Source organism: Bradyrhizobium sp. CCBAU 11361, assembly GCF_028128935.1.
Taxonomy (GTDB): Bacteria; Pseudomonadota; Alphaproteobacteria; order Rhizobiales; family Xanthobacteraceae; genus Bradyrhizobium; species Bradyrhizobium niftali.
Genome location: NZ_LBJZ01000134.1, coordinates 1 through 16,620, shown reverse-complemented (window position 1 = coordinate 16,620; position 16,620 = coordinate 1). Strand labels below are relative to the sequence as shown.

Here is a 16,620-nt window from a genome sequence, read left to right as displayed (position 1 = left end):
CGAGGTGATGGCGGCCGCGGTCGAGAAGCCCGGCGCGAAGATGAACTTGTGGATCTGGGCTTCGCTCATCTTCTCGAGCTCGGCCTCGGTGACGAGACCGGAGGAGATCGCCTTGGCCTTGATCCTCTCGGTGTTGAGGCCGCGGCCGTTGTCGGCGATGCAGATGATGATGTGGCCGCCCTCGTGATAGGCGGACAGGCGGATGGTGCCCTGCTCGCCCTTGCCGGACGCGAGCCGCTCGGCGGGGGTCTCGAGGCCATGGTCGGCGGAGTTGCGCACCATGTGGGTGAGCGGGTCCTTGATCAGGTCGAGCACCTGGCGGTCGAGCTCGGTGTCGGCGCCGTGCATCTCCAGCTCGATCTGCTTGCCGAGTTCGCTCGAGAGGTCGCGGACGATGCGGGGCAGCTTCTGCCAGGCATTGCCGATCGGCTGCATGCGCGTCTTCATGACGCCTTCCTGCAGCTCGGCGGTGACGTTGGACAGGCGCTGCAACGGCACCTTGAACTCGGTGTCCTCGTTGCGGCGGGAGATCTCCAGCAGCTGGTTGCGGGTCAGCACCAGCTCGGAGACCATGGTCATCAGATGCTCCAGCGTATCCACGTTGACGCGGATCGACTGGTTGGCGATGCGGTCGCCCTCGGAGGCGCCCTCGTCGGCCATCGACTTCTTCGGCGCGGCCTTGGCGGCAGGCTTGGCAGCTTCCTTCGGAGCCTCCTTGGCGACAGGCGCCGGGGCTTCAGCAGCCGGTGCGGGGGCTGCCTTGACCTCGCCCCCCCCCCCCCCCCCCCCCCCCCCCCCCCCCCCCCCCCCCCCCCCCCCCCCCCCCCCCCCCCCCCCCCCCCCCCCCCCCCCCCCCCCCCCCCCATTGGCGCGGGGACCGGCGCTTCGATCGCGGTCTCGCGGAACGCGCGCTCGAGCTCGTCGAGCGACACTTCGCCGGGGCGCAAGGGGCGCTCCAGAGTCTGGTCGATCAGCGTGCCAGAGGTCATCTCCTTGGCGGGCGCAGCGGCAGCCGGCGCTTCCGGCACCAGCGGCGGCGCCTCAGCAACGGGAGCAGCGCTACCTGCCGCCGGCATCGGCTGCGCCGAGCCTGTCATTGCGGCCATGCCCTGCTCGACCATCGCTTCCAGCTTGTCGATGAGATCGCGGTCGGTGCCCTCCGGCTCGGCTTCGGTCGCCTCGAGGCCGGCGAGGATTTCCTTGATGCGGTCGATCGAGGACAGGATCACCGTCACCGCCTGCCCCGTCACCGGCATGCCGTCACGGAATTTGCCCATCAGCGTCTCGCCGGCATGCGCCAGCGCTTCCAGACGCGGCAAGCCGAGGAAGCCGCACGTACCCTTGATGGTGTGGACCAGGCGGAAGATGTTATCCAGGATCTTGGCGTTGTTCGGCTCCTGCTCGAACTTCACCAGCTGATTGTCGACGGTGTCCAGGCTCTCGCTGGTCTCCGTCAAGAACTCCCGCAACAGATCATCCATGAAAACAGGCCTTCATACAGGGAGGGCGCGCACGAGGCGTGATGCGCCATTTCGGAATGGGGCCAGCTTCACCGCAAAGCGTTTAATAATGGTTGAGTATGTGGAAAAGAACGGAACCAACAAAGAGATAAGGCGCTCCGGACAAGCCGAAGCGCCTCGTAAAGGTTGGATTAACGTCTTGAGAGCGCTGCGCGCGTTTACGAAGCGGTAACGATGATGGCTGCGCCTTCCGGTGCGAGCGTCACGGTGAGCCCACAGGCCTGCGCGAGCAGCCGCGTATAGTAAGGCTGGATCGCGTGCGCATCCGCGGCGGGCCCGCGCTCGCCGCTGAGGAGCTCGGCGATGTTCTGCGGCAGGCGCGCATTATGTCCGGCCGCGGTGATGCGAAAGCTCATCGCCTCGCCCTCGCCGATCGGATCGATCGTGAGCGTGCCTCCGCGCGGGATCGTGTGCTGGGCCACGACCAGCATGTTGAGCAGCAGCTTGACGCGATTCTTCGGCAGCAGCAGCCGCGGCAGATTCCACGTGATCGTGCACTTGCCGTCCTCGATGTGGCCGCGCGCCATGGTCTGGGCATCGCCGAGGTCGATCTGGGCGCCGGAGGAGCCGGCCGCGCCGAAGGCGAGACGGCAGAACTGGAGGCGGGCGGAGGCCGTCTTGGCGCTCTTGCGAATCAGGTCGAGCGCGAACTCGCGGTCCTCAGGCTTGGGATCGTCGTCGAGGACTTCGAGCCCGTTGACGATGGCGCCGACGGGGCTGATGAGATCGTGACATACCCGCGAGCACAGCAGCGCGGCGAGTTCGAGCATATCGGGAGCAGTAGTGGTCGCGGGCGACGAGGCGTCAGACATATAATGGGGTCCTGGAGGGTTCCTGGAATTGCACGGCGCTGGACGCCGCGAATCACGCATGCTTGACGGATGCCGCAGGTTCTAACATTCGCAAGCCCGCGGCAGCTAGCTTGCGATCGGTTCGGGGTGGCCATAAAGCCCCAATCGAATCAATCGGGGCGAATCAGTCGAGCAGGAACGGAATTGCCGATGAATGAGGCATGCAGGTGAAGCGGATCATCGACGGCGCGGCCGCATCCGGCCTGATGGAGCCGCTCACCGCGCTGGTGGTGAGGGCGGGCGAAGCGATCCTCGCGGTCAACCGCGCGGCGATGCGGGTCGACGGCAAGCAGGACGGCTCGCCGGTGACCGAGGCCGACCTTGCCGCCGACCGCATCATCGCGGACGGCCTGGCGCAGCTGGCGGGCGACATCCCGACGCTCTCGGAGGAGCGGACCCAGCTTGCCGCTCCGCCGTTCCGCGACAGCTTCTTCCTGATCGATCCGCTCGACGGCACCAAGGAGTTCGTTGCCGGCCGCGACGAGTTCACCGTCAACCTCGCCCTCGTCACTCAGGGGGTGCCCCTGCTCGGCATCGTCAGCGCGCCCGCACTCGGGCTGCTCTGGCGCGGCATCGTCGGCCGCGGCGCCGAGCGCGTCAGGTTTGACGGCGCTACCATCGGTGCCGCCGAGCCGGTCCACACCCGCAAGCTGCCGGCGCCGGGCCAGCCCTGGGTCGCGGCGGTGAGCCGCTCGCACGGCGATCCCAAAAGCGAAGCGTTCATCGATAGCAGGCCCAATGCCGTCAGAAGGACGGTCGGCTCGGCCGTGAAATTCGGCCGGATCGCCGAAGGCAGCGCCGACATCTATCCCCGCTTCGGGCCCACTTCGGAGTGGGATGTCGGGGCCGGCTGCGCGGTCGTGACCGCGGCCGGCGGCAAGGTCACCGACGGCAAGGGCGGCGATATCCGCTTCGGCCAGCGGCAGGATACCGGCTTCATCATCCCGGAGTTCATCGCCTGGGGGGACCCGCAGGCGGTCGGCTGCTACTGACTGAGCTGCTCCTGAAGCGCCGGCCAGCGCTTGCCGACTTCGTAGAGGAAGCGGTCCGGATTGGCGGCGAAGGCGTCGCGATTGGCTTCCCGGCTGAACAGGTAAAGCCGCTGCGCCACGATCGCGAAGAAGCGGGGGTTGCCGGCGATGGTGACGCCGCGGGCGATGTCGGCGGGGTCATAGCCGCCGAACTGCGGTCCATAGATCTCGGGATGGGCCAGGAAGGAGGCCCGGTTGCCCTCGTTCCGGAAGCGCCAGACCGCGCCCCAGAGGTTGGCCTCGAACTCGGCCGTCCCCTGCGCGGCGCTGCCATCGACGAAATAGGCGACGGGGTCGAAGCCCTCGATGGCGACGCCGCTGAAGCGATTGACGACGATCCGTTCGGTGGTGGCAGCCTGGACCGGCAGCCATGCGCAGGCGATCCAAATGCCCGCCAACAGGCAGACGAGGCGGCCGATCAAGGCAATTCCGGGGCGCAAAGGGCTATCTTCCTGCCGTTGTGCCGTCATAGTTGCTGCGGATAACATCCGAGTCGAGGGGACATTCGGCGCAACCTAGAGCCGTGCCTGTTGGCGTCAGGTTAAGGAAGCGATCGGATTCGATACCAGGGGTTCTTTTATGACTTTCGCATCACGCCTTGCTGCGCTCGCGCTCGCCGCGATGGTCGGCTGGATCGTGCCGGCCTCCGCCCAGCAGGCGCCGCCGCCCAACCTGCCGCCGCCGCAGCGGTCCCCGACACCTAACACCTATGGGCCGGACGAGCTCGTGACGGCCGGTCACCGCTTCTTCGGCAACGTCTCGCGCGGGCTCGCCTCGATCATCGAGAAGGCGGTCAGCCAATGGGGCCTGCCGAACGGCTATATCCTGGGTGAGGAAGGCTCCGGCGCCTTCGTCGCCGGCCTGCGCTATGGCGAAGGCACGCTCTACACCAAGAACGCCGGCGACCTGCGCGTCTACTGGCAGGGCCCCTCGCTCGGCTTCGACTGGGGCGGCGACGGCGCGCGCACCATGACGCTGGTCTACAACCTGCCCGCCACCAACGCGATCTACCAGCGCTTCGCCGGCCTCGACGGCTCGGCCTATATCATCGGCGGCTTCGGCATGACGGCGCTCACCGCCAACAACATCGTGCTGGTGCCGATCCGCTCCGGACTCGGCCTGCGGCTGGGAGCCAATATCGGCTACCTGAAATACACGCCGCGCGCGACCTGGAACCCATTCTAGACTCCGCTCCACCGGTCCAATTCCGGATTCACGTTAACAACAGGGCGGGGCTGGCTTTTTGCCGGCCCGCCATGCATTGTCGTTGGTAAATTTTTCCTTAGCTTTGGGAGTTCTGGCCCATGGTCGAACCGATCATGTACCTGGCGATCGGTTTCCTGCTCGCGATGCTGTGCGGGCTTGCCATCGTGCCGCTGGTGCATAACCGCGCGGTGCGCCTGACCACACGCCGGCTCGAGGCCGCCACCCCGCTGTCGATGGCCGAGATCCAGGCCGACAAGGACCAGCTCCGCGCCGAATTCGCCATGTCGGCGCGACGGCTCGAGATGAGCGTCGACCAGCTCAAGAACAAGACCACGAGCCAGCTCGCCGAACTCGGCAAGAAGAGCGACGCCATCAACCGCATGAAGATCGAGCTCGGGGAGAAGAACGCCACGATCTTCGCGCTGGAGGCGCGCGAGAAGGCGGTGAAGGAGCAACTCCGCGCCACCGAAGAGGAATTCAACGCCAAGACCGAAGCCCTGCGCGCCGCCGAGAACGCGCTGACCGACAAGCAGGGCGAGCTCGCGAAAATCAACTCCGAACTGTCCAACCGCTCGATGATGGCGGAGAGCCGCCAGGTCGAGCTGGTCGCGGTGCGCGCGCAGATCGAGGATCTGAAGAACCGCGTCGGCGATGCCGAGAAGGAGTTTGCCGCGACGCAGGCGCGGCTGACGCAGGAGCGTACCGAATCCGAGACCGCCTCGCGCGAGCTTGGGGATGCACGCGGCCGCGTCGAAAATCTGAGCCAGCGCGTCACCGAGCTCGATCGCCAGCTCATCGTGCAGGTGAAGGAGGCCGAGATGCTCTCGGGCCGCGTCGCCGACCTCGAGGGACGCCTCGCCACGCAGGGCAAGCTGCTCGCCGAGCGCGACTACGAGAACAACCAGCTCCGCCAGGCGAGCGATGGCTCCGAGCGCACCATCAAGGAATTGCGCGTCGAGATCGCCGCCTTGAGCGGCGGCAAGTCGTCGGCCGCCGTGGAGCAGCTCCGCGCGGAAAAGACCGCGCTGGAGGAGCAGCTCCGCACCGCGCGCGACGAGCGCGCCAAGCTCCAGCGCGACATCAACGCGATCCAGCAGCAGGCGGAAAGCTCCTGGGCGACCGAGCGCATGGAGAACGCGCTGCTGCGCGAGCGCATCAACGACATCGCCGCCGAGGTCGCAAAGCTGGCGATGCAGCTCGAAGGCCCGAACTCGCCGATCGAGGCCCTGCTTGCGGCCGAGGCCGGCCAGCCGCCGAAGCCGGCGCCGCGCCCGGCCAACGACGCCGCGACGAACGGCGCGGCCGCAGGGACCCTGCCCGAGGGCGGCGGAACGCTCGCCGAGCGCATCCGCGCGCTCCAGGCCCACGCCTCCCGCGCCCGCCAGCAGGGCGCGTAAGCCGGCCAAAACGCGGCCTCGCAGCCGGATTGCGCGATCTGTGGGAAGGATTTCCAGGCTCGGGGCGCCTGGAAACTTGACACCTCCGGCCCGCACTTCTAAATCGCGGGCTCTGATGCGCCGGCCGGCCGAAAGTCCGGCCGTCGGCATGATGGTCCCGGGCGCATAGCTCAGCGGGAGAGCGTTCCCTTCACACGGGAGAGGTCCAAGGTTCGATCCCTTGTGCGCCCACCATCCATCCTCCTGAACCCTGCCGGTTGCGGACGATCTTGGCGGCTATCGGTACCGTCTCGTTAAAAAATTGAAAAACAACCCCATGCACAGTAGCCGACGTCAGTCGGATCAATGGGTTACGTATTTCCCGAATCCGCTTGCTCCGTCGGGCAAGACACCGGCATGATGGCATCATCCGAGGAGAGAGTTCCTGAGCCCGTCATTGCGAGCCAACGGGTCCGCGCAAACCGCGGCCCGATGACAGGCTCCGCGAAGCAATCCAGAATCCCTCCGCGGAAAGACTCTGGATTGCTTCGCTTCCGCCGTCGCTCTTCGAGCTATGGCGGACAAGGCGCTCGCAATGACGGAGCAGACCGCGCCCGTTCACGCGCACGCAAGCCTCAAGCCACCCGAGCCGGCCGCAAGGCCGCGTAGAGACCGACGAGGGTCCCGATGGCGACCAGGCCTGCCGCCAGCAGCAGCTGCAATTCGCCATCATCGGTGGCGCCTACGGACGACACAAGTCTGGTCACGACGACGAACAGAATACCCACACAGGCCGCTGCACCCACGCAAAGATGGGCGAGCTCTCGCGTCAGGTTCCGGCCGAGAAGTCCGATTGCCGTGAAATACATCGCGCAAGCATTGGGATGAACGAACAAGGCGAGGCGCGCGTAAGGACCGTAGGCGTCGAGGAGGGACTCACACCGGTTCAGCGCCGCTCTTGAGGCAACCCGCTGCAACAACGGTCTGAAGAAACGAGCCTGTCCGTAACTTAAGACGGCGCCCGCAATGATGGCCAGCCACGCCACGACAAAAACGGAGACATCCGCAGGCTTCGGATTGAGCGCCACGGACATGAGGATGAGGGCGGTTCCGGGAAAATAACCGAAATACGGGAAGACCGATTCCAGGAGCACGCAGACGAACATGAAGACCAGAAACCATGACGAACCGGTGGCGCCATGGACGATGGCGTTCAAGTCGAAGAGGTCAGTCTTGTACAGGACGAGGTACATGCACATGGCCAATCCGGCCAGCGCGTAGAACGGCAACGCTCCCGACAGAAAACGTCTCATCCAACCATCGGGCTTTGTTGCGCGGACACAGCGGAGACCATCGATATCAGGACAAGACAAGGAAGACGCATGGATCATGCTTTAGGCGAATGAGCTTGCTCCTGTCGATAGCAATCCTCGCCTCACCTGCGCGCCCCTACGCGATCGACAAAATCTCGATCTCCTGCGTCCCCGACCCCACGACGTCGCCCACCGCCTTTCCCATCAGCGACCTTGCGACCGGCGAGACGAACGAGATCGAGCCGGCCTTCGGGTCGGCTTCGTCCTCGCCGACGATGCGATAGGTCTGCACGCGGCCGTCAGGGCGGCTGAAGGTCACGGTGCTGCCGAAGGCGACCGTGTCGGTCGAAGCCGGGGTGGGGACGACCTGTGCGGTGCGCAGCCTTTCCGTCAGATAGCGGGCATCGCGCAAGGGGACCGCGGACTGCCGGCGCTTCTCGTTGACGTCGTCGATGGCTTGCGCGGCCTCATAGGCCTCGCGCGCCTCTTGAAGCTGCGTCTGCAATGCCTGCAAGCCGGCTTCGGTCACGAGGTTCGGATGAGGCGAGATCGGCCGATCCGGCAACAGCGTCTCGGACGCCGTCTCGGCGCTTTCTTCCTTGGTAAAGGCAACGCTCAATTCGTAGATCCTGTCGAACTGTCTTGGCCAACGGCGGCGCGTCCGCTCACGGGCGATTGCCCGGACTATATCTCAAGTTGGACGAAACGGCGCAGCTTGAAGACGAGGTCCGGCATGGCCTGGCGGAACCGCGTCGCGTTCTGGAACGTGGTCGAGAACGGCGCGAAGGTGATCATCGCGTTCCAATGCCGGTAGCCATAGACCGTGACCGAGACGCCGGACGCGGGAAAATCGTCCAGCTTGCGCAACTCGCCGAGCACGAGATCGGCAATCGCTTCCGCGGGCAGCAATTGCTTGCCATCCGGTGTCGTGGCGATCTTTGCGGGCGGTTCGACCGGCTTGGTGACTGCCGGCGCGGCATCGGACGCATGATCATCCGGCTTGACTGATGCCGCAGCGGGGATGGGCGCCTCGACCGGGTCAAATCCATTCGTCGGCGCTGTTGGTGGACCCTCGGTGAGCGGCGGCGGTGCGACGATGTCTGCGCGCTTGCCGCCTCCCAGGATGCTGCTGATCATGGCCACAAGGCCAGCATCCTTCACGTCGTCGCTCATCACGTCCCCCGGCTTCGCCCTACTCTAGCACTGCTCCGGCAGACCGCCACAACGTATGTGTGGTCCGCCTCCCGCCTGGCCAGGGCCGCCTCCGTATGGCACCGGCGGCGCGACGCCGAATCGCGCCGCGCCACCGTGCGATTCGTCACTGCTTCTCGAACGGAATATATTGCTGGTACTGCTTGGGCACCGAGCTGCGATAGCGCGCGGGCACCGTGCCGGTGTCGACCGAATGATCGATCTCCTGCTGCCGCGTCATCTTCTTCTTCGCCGGCTTCTTCGATGCGCTCTTCTTGGAGTCGGCCGGCTGGGCTGACGTGTCAGTGGTCGCGCTCGGCGTTGTCGTCGTCGCGGCCGGCGCGGTGGTCGTCGCCGCAGGTGCGGTGGTCGTCGCCGCAGGCGCTGGGGTCCCGCCGGCGGCCGGCGCGCTCTGCGCCAGCGCGAGCGGTGTTTGCATGAGAAGCGCCAGCGCTGCTGTCGCAGCCAGCAAGTATGACCTTTGCATCAGAACCTCCAAAATAACTGACCCGAATGCGGCAAAGCGTAGGCCTCCGGGAGCAGCGTGTGCAAGTCCGCGGACGATAGGCCGGAACCCGGCCTCGAACTGTGGCCGAGATCACATGACTCGCCGCGGCTGGCCTCATCATAGATGCATGTCGAACGCGGCGCCCACCGCGGACACCAGGACGAGCACGACAAAGTGTCGGCCAAATCCCGGCGAACTGACGCGAAGCCGCTTGCGCTGATCGATGACGAGAATGTTATCCGTCATCGCTCCGGGAAAAATTTGCAAAGCGCGGCCGCAGCTTGCTCGCAAAGCGCCTCCCTCTGAAGAACCGCCGATGTCGGACAAGTGTGATCTATCTCGCTTGTTGCGGGTGCGATCTAGCCTAGCCTGCATATTCCAGCGCGAACAACTTCAGCTTGACTTGTATCCATCGTGACTTTTCAGGGAGGTCTCATGAGCAGCCGCCACAGCATTGTTCCGCGCGGTCTGAACGCAACGCGCTCGCCGCTTTCGCAAGGCCGCTTCGGCCGCATGTTTCGCAAGCTCACACCGGCAAAATTCGGCCTCAACGACGCCGACAACATCGCGAACCTTTCGGCGCTGGCCGACAAGATGGTCGGCACGTTCGATGCGCCGAAGGACGGACCGGACGCGGAGGAAAGCGGCATTCCTTCGCTCTACACCTATTTCGGCCAGTTCATCGACCACGACATCACGTTCGATCCGGTCAGCTCGCTGACCAAGCAGCAGGATCCCGACGGGCTCGTCGACTTCCGCACGCCGGCGCTCGATCTGGACAATCTCTACGGCCGCGGTCCGAACGACCAGCCCTACATGTATGACGGTATCAAGTTCCGCCTCGGCGAGAAGCTGACCGGCGCGGGCGTGCCCGATGCCAGCGACCTGCCCCGCTTCAAGGGCCGTGCGCTGATCGGCGATCCCCGCAACGACGAGAACAGCATCGTCTCGCAGTTCCAGGCCCTGATGCTGCGCTTTCACAACCGCATGGTCGACGACAATGACAGCCTGTCGTTCGAGGATGTGCAGCAGCGCGTCCGCTTCCACTATCAATACGTCGTCATGAACGACTTCCTGCCGCGCATCGTCCACGCCAGCGTGCTGGACGAGCTGAGAACCGCCGGCCGCTACGACCGCAGCAAGCTCGCCTACTACCACTGGAAGACCTACCCCTTCATGCCGGTCGAGTTCTCGGTCGCGGCCTACCGGCTCGGGCACTCCATGATCCGCCCCGGCTATCGGCTGAACGATGCGGCCAACATGCTGTTGCAGATCTTCCCCGATCCCCACAATCCCGACCACAATGCGCTGACCGGCTTCCGTGCCATGGGCCCGGGACGCGCCATGGACTGGGGCCGCTTCATCGATCTCGACACGCGCCCCTATGGCGTCGAGGACGACGACACCAATGCCGACAACAGCCGGCGGCTTCAGTTCGCCTACCGCATCGATGCGTCGCTGGTGGACCCGCTGCGCAAGCTGCCGCCGGAAGTCGCGTCCAATCCATCGTCGCTCGCGTTGCGCAATCTCGAGCGCAGCTGGCGGCTCGGCCTGCCCTCGGGCCAGGCCGTCGCCAGGGCGATGAATCTGACGCCGCTGACGGACGACCAGATCATCATCGGCAAGGCCGTTGACGAGCCGGGACCGGACGATCCGCAAGTTCAGATCGCCTCGATCGCGAACGGCGTGTTCGCCGGCAATTGCCCGCTCTGGGCCTACATCCTGGCCGAGGCACGGCAGTTCCAGACCGCCGTCACGATCCCGGCCACCGGCGCGCCCGGCCCCATCAACACGCCGCAGCTCGGCCCCGTCGGCGGTCGCATCGTGGCCGAGGTCTTCCTGGGCATGATGTTCGGCGACCATTCCTCGGTGCTGTCACTCGACCCGCAATGGACCCCGGTGACCGGCGCGAGCTTCGCGCTCAGGGATCTCGTGGCCTACGCGCTCGGCCAGGGCGATCCCCTGCACTGAGCGCGTGACGGAAGATGGTGCAAAGGCCGCTCGTGTCGTGCGAGCGGCCTTATGGCCATCTTGCCCCGACGAGGAGAGGTGACTGAGGTCCTCGCGCGCATCGAGCCAAACGCCGCGCGAGCGGCAGGTTCTTTGAACTTGTCATTCGGGGTACAATTGACAAGGAGATCGCCGGCTTTGGGCGCAACAGAGCGCACGATGACGTGCACACCGCCACGACTGCAGCACTGACATCTTCGCGAAACACCTTGCGGCGCACCTACGGAACAGCATTACATCTGAGAAATTCGCGGAACGAAAAGGCTCATCAGTCTTTCTCTGACCTTCGGGAGGTGCCCCATGACTTCTCAGGCCATAGAAGGCGCATGTGCGTTCGCCTGGCGGAACTATCTGCTGCTCCATAGTGGCATTAGTGAGAACGACAACACGCGTTCCGCCCTCGTTCGCTACGTCACCAATCTTCGCGATACCGGCGAATATGATTTCGATCTCTTGCAAATAGCAGCGGTCGCTTACCTGAAAAAGCTGGACGAACTGCATGACGACCGAGGTGCGAGACTCGCGGCAGATCAGGCTTTGGCCGAGCGGTTAGCATCACGTGGTGCACAACCTGGCAGGTAGCTTTGGGCTTGATCACCAGAGCAGAAGGAGCAAGCAGCCATGGCAGACAACACCTCTAACTCAGACCGTCTCGCGCGCGACGCCCAAAAGCGCACAACCGCAGCGACAGAAATCGGTATGATTGCCTTGAAGCCAATTATGCATTTTCAGGTCTCAATGCTGAGGATGTGGGCTGACAGCATCGAAAGGTTTGCGGGCAATTACGAAAAGGGATTCGAAGAAACCGTGACCGCAGTCGAGGAACAGTCCGACAAGGATCGCGCCGCGTAAATCAACGCAATCGTTCGGCGGAGTCCGAGTTGGGTCAAACTGAGAAGTCCGGGCGTTCAGCCGGCAGGTCGGCTTTACCCCCAACTCCAGACAAACGCTGCATCGGACTAACTGACGCGATGGGCCATGTGTGGACGGCTCCAGGTTGGCAAGGAGAATCTTCACTTTGCAGCATTGGTCGGAGCAGCCATGTGTTCGGCCTGTTCGCGCGGTACCCATGACCGCTGGCCATAATGCCCTCCGCGGATCAGATCCCGGTCAAAAGCACGCATTCGATGATGCTGTGGCCCATGTGGGTTGTCCTGATCGCCGGATCGACCGGCGCTGCATTACGTGCTGTTCGCCCTCCCAACCGTTACGTCACACTGGGCTGTCCGGTGTGATTTCGTTTACGCCGCAAGAGCGGCGGGTTCCTTGTAGCCTTCATTCCTCGCCATCATCGCCCATGCCATCCTCGCGAGTTTGTTGGCGAGCGCAATTGCGGCGACCTTGGTTGGTCGGCGCGCCAACAGCGCGGTGAGCCAGGGCCGATGCTGGGTGCCGTGGATCTTGGCATAGCGGATCACGGCGAGTGCGCCTGCCGTGAACAGGCTGCGCAAATAGCGATCGCCTTGCTTGCTGATACTGCCAAGCTTGTCCTTACCCCCGCTCGAGTTCTGCTTCGGCACAAGCCCGACCCAGGCCGAGAAATCCCTCCCTGATCGGAAGGCTTCTGGGTCAGCAATGCTGGCGACAAGGGCCGTGGCCAGCGCCGGCCCGACGCCGGGGATCGCATCCAGCCGCTTGCTCGTCGCATTTGATCGATGCCAGGCGATGATGCGTCTGTCGAACTCCAGTATCTGAGCCTTCAGTGCTCGCAACTGACTGCCGAGAGCAGCAAGACATGCACGGCCGACCTCTGGAAGCCGGCGGTCGGCTGTATCGGCGACGACTTCCAGCAGCTGCTCGACACCCCTGCGCCTGACAGGGGCGACGATCCCGAACTCGGCAAGATAGGCGCGGATCGAGTTGATCACGGCTGTCTGCTGGCGAATGAAGAGATGGCGCGCCCGGTGAAGCATCAGACAGCTCTGTTGCTCGACCGTCTTGGTCGGCACGAACCGCATGTTGGGTCTCGTAACCGCCTCACAAATCGCTTCCGCGTCCGTGGCATCGTTCTTCTGCCGCTTGACGTAGGGTCTCACATAAGCCGGAGGCATCAATCGCACCGAATGCCCCAACGCCTGCAGCTCGCGGGACCAATAGTGTGACGACGCGCAAGCCTCGATCCCGACGAGGCATGGCGGCAGCTTCTGGAAGAACGCCAGGACGTGCCGACGCCTCAACTGACGGCGTATGACCACCTGGCCGGCTGTATCAACGCCATGCACTTGAAAGACCGACTTCGCGATATCCAGACCGATTGTCGAAATTGACTGCATAGCTTGCTCCTCCGAATCGTGGGAGCCTCAAACGGCGCCCACTCCTTGGCACTCTCGTGCCCGTGGAGGAGCCGTCCACAGCATCAACAGCAGACATCGGCACCTGATCGATCACCTCGTTAGCGCGCAGTAGGAACGATCCGAGCGCGTCGTTGACGACGTAAAGTACGTTCGCGCGACCATTGAGCGATGAGCGGCACCAGGTGCAGCATCGTGAGGCCCTCGCTCGGCCCGCGGGTGCGGCAACTCCTGCCAGCCAACGGAAATTTACTGGTTCGCCCGTTCGGCAGCGGCGGTGGCCATGTATTTCGAATGGAAATCAGCAACCCGGTCGCGCCACATTCCGACGAATGCCCCCGAAGTCAGCTTATCGACCGATTTCCACGCGTGTTTTACGGCCGGAAGAGTATTCCGCCAGATCGCGCGTTTGCACCATTTTTTACCTTTCTCGCTGCCTTCGCTGGTGGCACACATGGATTTCCAAGCGATGCGATCAGGTTGGCTGATGTGCTCGGCCGCGCCTTCCCAGCCTTGTTGATGGATTAGGTAAAGATCGCTCAAGGTCGGCTTCTTCTGCGTCACCCACTCGAACAGAATGCCTTCGGTAATGACCTTGTAGGCCGCCGCAACGGCATTGTCGCGGGGATCACGAATCTGCCCGGAGCCGAATTTGTTGAACTCGTATTCGCTCAGTTGGAACAGGCCGATATACGACCCGGTGCGTTGCTTGGGATCGAAACCGGACTCGATCTTGGCAACCGCCTTCATGAAATTGAAATCCAGACCGAAAGCGTCGGAAGCGCGCTTGATCTCCTCGACCGGCGTTCCGACCGGGGTGTCCTTGAGTGACCTTAAAACGATAGCCGCCGGTTTCTCGGCAGGCGGCAGTTCGGACCAGACGTAATAGATGAGATACCGAAAATCCTGCGTCACCGGCGCCGGGTTGGAGGCATTGCGCGTTGTCGGCACCGGTTGGGCGACATCATGGTGGCCCAAGTCCACCAATTCCTGCACAGGCGGTAAATCGGCCGACAGAGTCTGCGACGGATCGGGCAACGCGGCCACGACGATCGATTCCGGCTTATCCGAGGCAGCCGTCGTGTCGGTGGCCGTCCCCGCCGCGGGTTCGGCGGCCGTCGCCACTTCTGCGCTAGCGACAGCGGCGTTCGCGACAACGGTATTAGCGACAACGGCGTTGCCCATTGCGATTGCCTGCGGTTCATCCCCGAGCCTGGCGTTGGCGGCGAGAGATGCTGCGCGGTCCTCGATTGGCACTGCGCGGGTGTTCTCGGTGCCGGCCGAACCGAAGCCAGCCAGCCAGCCAACGATCCACCCCGCGAGAACGACCGTTCCGCAAAACGCCGGCGCCACTGCCGTAAATCGCCGCGGGTTCATGATCCCGTCGCCTCCAAAGGCTCCACCTGAGCCATGCTGCACAGCCAAGCACGCGACGGATTGATTCTCGGGCCAAGACATGACCGCGCAATGGCGCAAACCTCAGCTCATCATCTTTTCCACGAAGTGTTGCCCGAATGTAACGCGCCGCCGGCAAGCAATTGTTCTCCGACGTAAGCGTGTAGGGCGCTCCGGACCCATGCGACGCATGCGGCCAGTTCGGGGCGAGCCCGCCATTGTTAGTGTCGGACCAACAGGCGCGCTTGAGTGGCCGTAGTCGCGGATGCCGGCCCCTCGAACGGTCTGTCGTTGACGATTTATGGGATCTTGAGCGAACCGAACCCATTGCCCGCGATCAAAGCGTCCGTCGCAACGCCCCTCACACCGTACATTGATCGGCCCGGCGATCGGCGCGACGGCTATTGCCGATTGTCTTCCTCCAGCAAATTGGCCTCGTCATTGGAATTGGTCCAATTTTCGACCCACTGCGACCAGATTTGAAGACGAGGTTATGGTCGGTAACGCCACCACGTTTTTTGGTTGGACCTCGCATGCAACTTCACTGCATGAGGCACTGGATGAGGAAGCAGGCTCCAATAACAGCTTTCGCCGCTTTCATGTTCTCTACAGGGATCGCACATGCTCAGTTTCTGTTTTGGCCGCAGGACAGGTTCTGGCCAGGCCATTACGCTCCGTTCAAACACAAGCACCACCACACGCAGACAAACTCTGGATCTGCGAAGAACGCTCGGCCCGAGGACCCTCCGAAGGGCCCGCTCCAGATCATCATCTCGATCTCTGACCAACGGGTCTCGCTTTTTGACAACGGGGCCCTGATCGCAAGCTCATCGGTGTCCACGGGAACTCAGGGGCATCCTACACCCCTCGGCGTATTCAGCGTGATCAGCAAACAACGATGGCACCGTTCCAATATTTATAGCGCTGCCCCCATGCCCTACATGCAGCGCATCACCTGGTCAGGGATTGCGTTGCATGCCGGTGTCGTGCCTGGGCATCCGGCGTCACACGGCTGCATCCGTTTGAAAAATGACTTTGCTATTCGACTCTGGCATCTCACGAAGCGCGGCACGCGCGTGATCATTGCGCACGACGATGTGCAGCCGGTCGAGATAACCAATCCGCACCTCTTTAAGCCGAAAGCCGTGTCCGGTTCGCCTGAATTTCAGACCGCCACAGTCGCGGGTAAGAGCATTGGCACAGCCGCGGCAACGCATGGATCACTGGTGTCCAAGGCCGAGACTCCAGAAGCCACTAGTCTCCAGGTTCCAAGCTCGGCTCCCGCTGAAGGCTCACCTAGAAAGATGGTGCCGATCTCCGTCTTCGTGAGTCGTAAGTTGAGCAAGCTCTTCGTGCGTCAGGGCTTCTCGCCGTTGTTTGATGTCGCGGTCAAGATCGAAAATCCGGAGGAGCCCCTGGGAACGCACGTGTTTACCGCAATGGAATTCCAGAGCGAGGGAGCGGCTATTCGCTGGACGGTCGTGTCGATTCCTGACGAATTTCCTCGCATCGAGGGTGCCATGAAAGAGCGCGAAGCGGCCGTGAAGCAGACCGCCCTATCGGTACCGTCGCCCGATAAAGCCAACGCTGTCCTCAACCGCATCGAAATACCGCAGGATACCGTTGAGAGGATCTCTAAACTTCTGACGCCGGCCTCTTCATTGATTATTTCCGACAACGGATTTAGCCATGAGACGGGAAAAGACACGGATTTCATCGTGGTAACGCATTGATGCGGCGGCGCAACCCACCAACACACGATGCCGCTGCGCAACCCGCTGGAATTGTTCGACGGCAATTCTGGTGCAAAATTCTTGATGTCCGCACGTAAGCAAAAGCAGTGCGAGGTCCGCTCTGGGTCTTGGCCGTGTAAAAACGGCTTTAATGGGCGTCGGTCCGGAAGCTAGGGACCGCGCCCTGTCTCAGGC

At 63.4% G+C, this 16,620-nt stretch carries 16 protein-coding genes, 1 tRNA gene and 1 pseudogene; 8 read left to right on the top strand and 10 right to left on the bottom strand.

All coding sequences use genetic code 11. From position 1 onward, the window contains the following. Positions 1–1,481, bottom strand: a pseudogene (locus XI08_RS11445) (chemotaxis protein CheA); the annotation flags it as partial. Between the two features lie 197 nt (positions 1,482–1,678). After that, positions 1,679–2,332, bottom strand: coding sequence for a histidine phosphotransferase ChpT (gene chpT / locus XI08_RS11440; protein ID WP_027548462.1), 654 nt, complete (start codon positions 2,330–2,332; stop codon positions 1,679–1,681). Between the two features lie 200 nt (positions 2,333–2,532). On the opposite strand from chpT, the gene XI08_RS11435 reads away from it, so the two are divergent. Next, entirely contained in the window at positions 2,533–3,363 is an 831-nt protein-coding gene (locus XI08_RS11435; protein WP_271574457.1) for a 3'(2'),5'-bisphosphate nucleotidase CysQ family protein, read from the top strand. Here the strand turns inward: XI08_RS11435 and XI08_RS11430 are convergent. Then, positions 3,357–3,842 (bottom strand): YHS domain-containing (seleno)protein, encoded by a 486-nt coding sequence (locus XI08_RS11430; RefSeq protein ID WP_027548464.1) that lies wholly within the window; start codon positions 3,840–3,842, stop codon positions 3,357–3,359. The two genes, XI08_RS11435 and XI08_RS11430, sit on opposite strands and share 7 nt — an antisense overlap. Before the next feature lie 139 nt (positions 3,843–3,981). Between XI08_RS11430 and XI08_RS11425 the strand changes: the two genes are divergently transcribed. From XI08_RS11425 to XI08_RS11415, 3 genes are all read left to right on the top strand, one after another. Continuing rightward, a complete protein-coding gene (locus XI08_RS11425; protein ID WP_091893924.1) occupies positions 3,982–4,587 on the top strand; it encodes a DUF1134 domain-containing protein in 606 nt (201 codons plus the stop codon). 119 nt (positions 4,588–4,706) lie between these two features. Beyond that, the gene (locus XI08_RS11420; protein WP_271574456.1) at positions 4,707–6,005 is read left to right on the top strand and encodes a hypothetical protein; all 1,299 of its coding nucleotides are present in this window, start codon (positions 4,707–4,709) and stop codon (positions 6,003–6,005) included. Positions 6,006–6,164: 159 nt separating this feature from the next. Beyond that, positions 6,165–6,239 (top strand) — tRNA-Val (locus XI08_RS11415). A 380-nt stretch (positions 6,240–6,619) separates the two neighbouring features. Here XI08_RS11415 and XI08_RS11410 read toward each other — a convergent pair. The 5 genes from XI08_RS11410 to XI08_RS11390 form a co-directional block, all read right to left on the bottom strand. Beyond that, positions 6,620–7,297 (bottom strand): hypothetical protein, encoded by a 678-nt coding sequence (locus XI08_RS11410; protein ID WP_271574455.1) that lies wholly within the window; start codon positions 7,295–7,297, stop codon positions 6,620–6,622. Between the two features lie 136 nt (positions 7,298–7,433). Then, a complete protein-coding gene (gene greA / locus XI08_RS11405; protein WP_271574454.1) occupies positions 7,434–7,916 on the bottom strand; it encodes a transcription elongation factor GreA in 483 nt (160 codons plus the stop codon). Positions 7,917–7,981: 65 nt separating this feature from the next. Beyond that, positions 7,982–8,470 carry a hypothetical protein gene (locus tag XI08_RS11400; RefSeq protein WP_271574453.1) on the bottom strand — a complete coding sequence of 163 codons (489 nt, stop codon included), beginning with the start codon at positions 8,468–8,470 and terminating at the stop codon, positions 7,982–7,984. Between the two features lie 145 nt (positions 8,471–8,615). After that, positions 8,616–8,975, bottom strand: coding sequence for a hypothetical protein (locus XI08_RS11395; RefSeq protein WP_271574452.1), 360 nt, complete (start codon positions 8,973–8,975; stop codon positions 8,616–8,618). A gap of 138 nt (positions 8,976–9,113) precedes the next feature. Further along, positions 9,114–9,323 (bottom strand): hypothetical protein, encoded by a 210-nt coding sequence (locus XI08_RS11390; RefSeq protein ID WP_271574451.1) that lies wholly within the window; start codon positions 9,321–9,323, stop codon positions 9,114–9,116. 108 nt (positions 9,324–9,431) lie between these two features. Between XI08_RS11390 and XI08_RS11385 the strand changes: the two genes are divergently transcribed. The 3 genes from XI08_RS11385 to XI08_RS11375 all read left to right on the top strand — a co-directional run bounded on the left by XI08_RS11385 (position 9,432) and on the right by XI08_RS11375 (position 11,858). Next, a complete protein-coding gene (locus tag XI08_RS11385; RefSeq protein ID WP_271574450.1) occupies positions 9,432–10,967 on the top strand; it encodes a peroxidase family protein in 1,536 nt (511 codons plus the stop codon). 339 nt (positions 10,968–11,306) lie between these two features. Next, positions 11,307–11,588, top strand: coding sequence for a hypothetical protein (locus XI08_RS11380; RefSeq protein WP_084302714.1), 282 nt, complete (start codon positions 11,307–11,309; stop codon positions 11,586–11,588). 39 nt (positions 11,589–11,627) lie between these two features. Next, on the top strand, positions 11,628–11,858 hold the full coding sequence (locus tag XI08_RS11375) for a hypothetical protein (protein ID WP_135177485.1): 231 nt from the start codon (positions 11,628–11,630) through the stop codon (positions 11,856–11,858). Positions 11,859–12,247: 389 nt separating this feature from the next. Here the strand turns inward: XI08_RS11375 and XI08_RS11370 are convergent, their stop codons facing one another. Then, positions 12,248–13,279, bottom strand: a complete 1,032-nt coding sequence (locus tag XI08_RS11370; RefSeq protein WP_271574449.1) for an IS110 family transposase — start codon at positions 13,277–13,279, stop codon at positions 12,248–12,250. Between the two features lie 267 nt (positions 13,280–13,546). Then, the gene (locus tag XI08_RS11365) at positions 13,547–14,674 is read right to left on the bottom strand and encodes a transglycosylase (RefSeq protein WP_271574448.1); all 1,128 of its coding nucleotides are present in this window, start codon (positions 14,672–14,674) and stop codon (positions 13,547–13,549) included. Between the two features lie 578 nt (positions 14,675–15,252). Here XI08_RS11365 and XI08_RS11360 point away from each other — a divergent pair. Further along, positions 15,253–16,425 carry a L,D-transpeptidase gene (locus XI08_RS11360; RefSeq protein WP_271574447.1) on the top strand — a complete coding sequence of 391 codons (1,173 nt, stop codon included), beginning with the start codon at positions 15,253–15,255 and terminating at the stop codon, positions 16,423–16,425. Positions 16,426–16,620 lie beyond the last annotated feature (195 nt).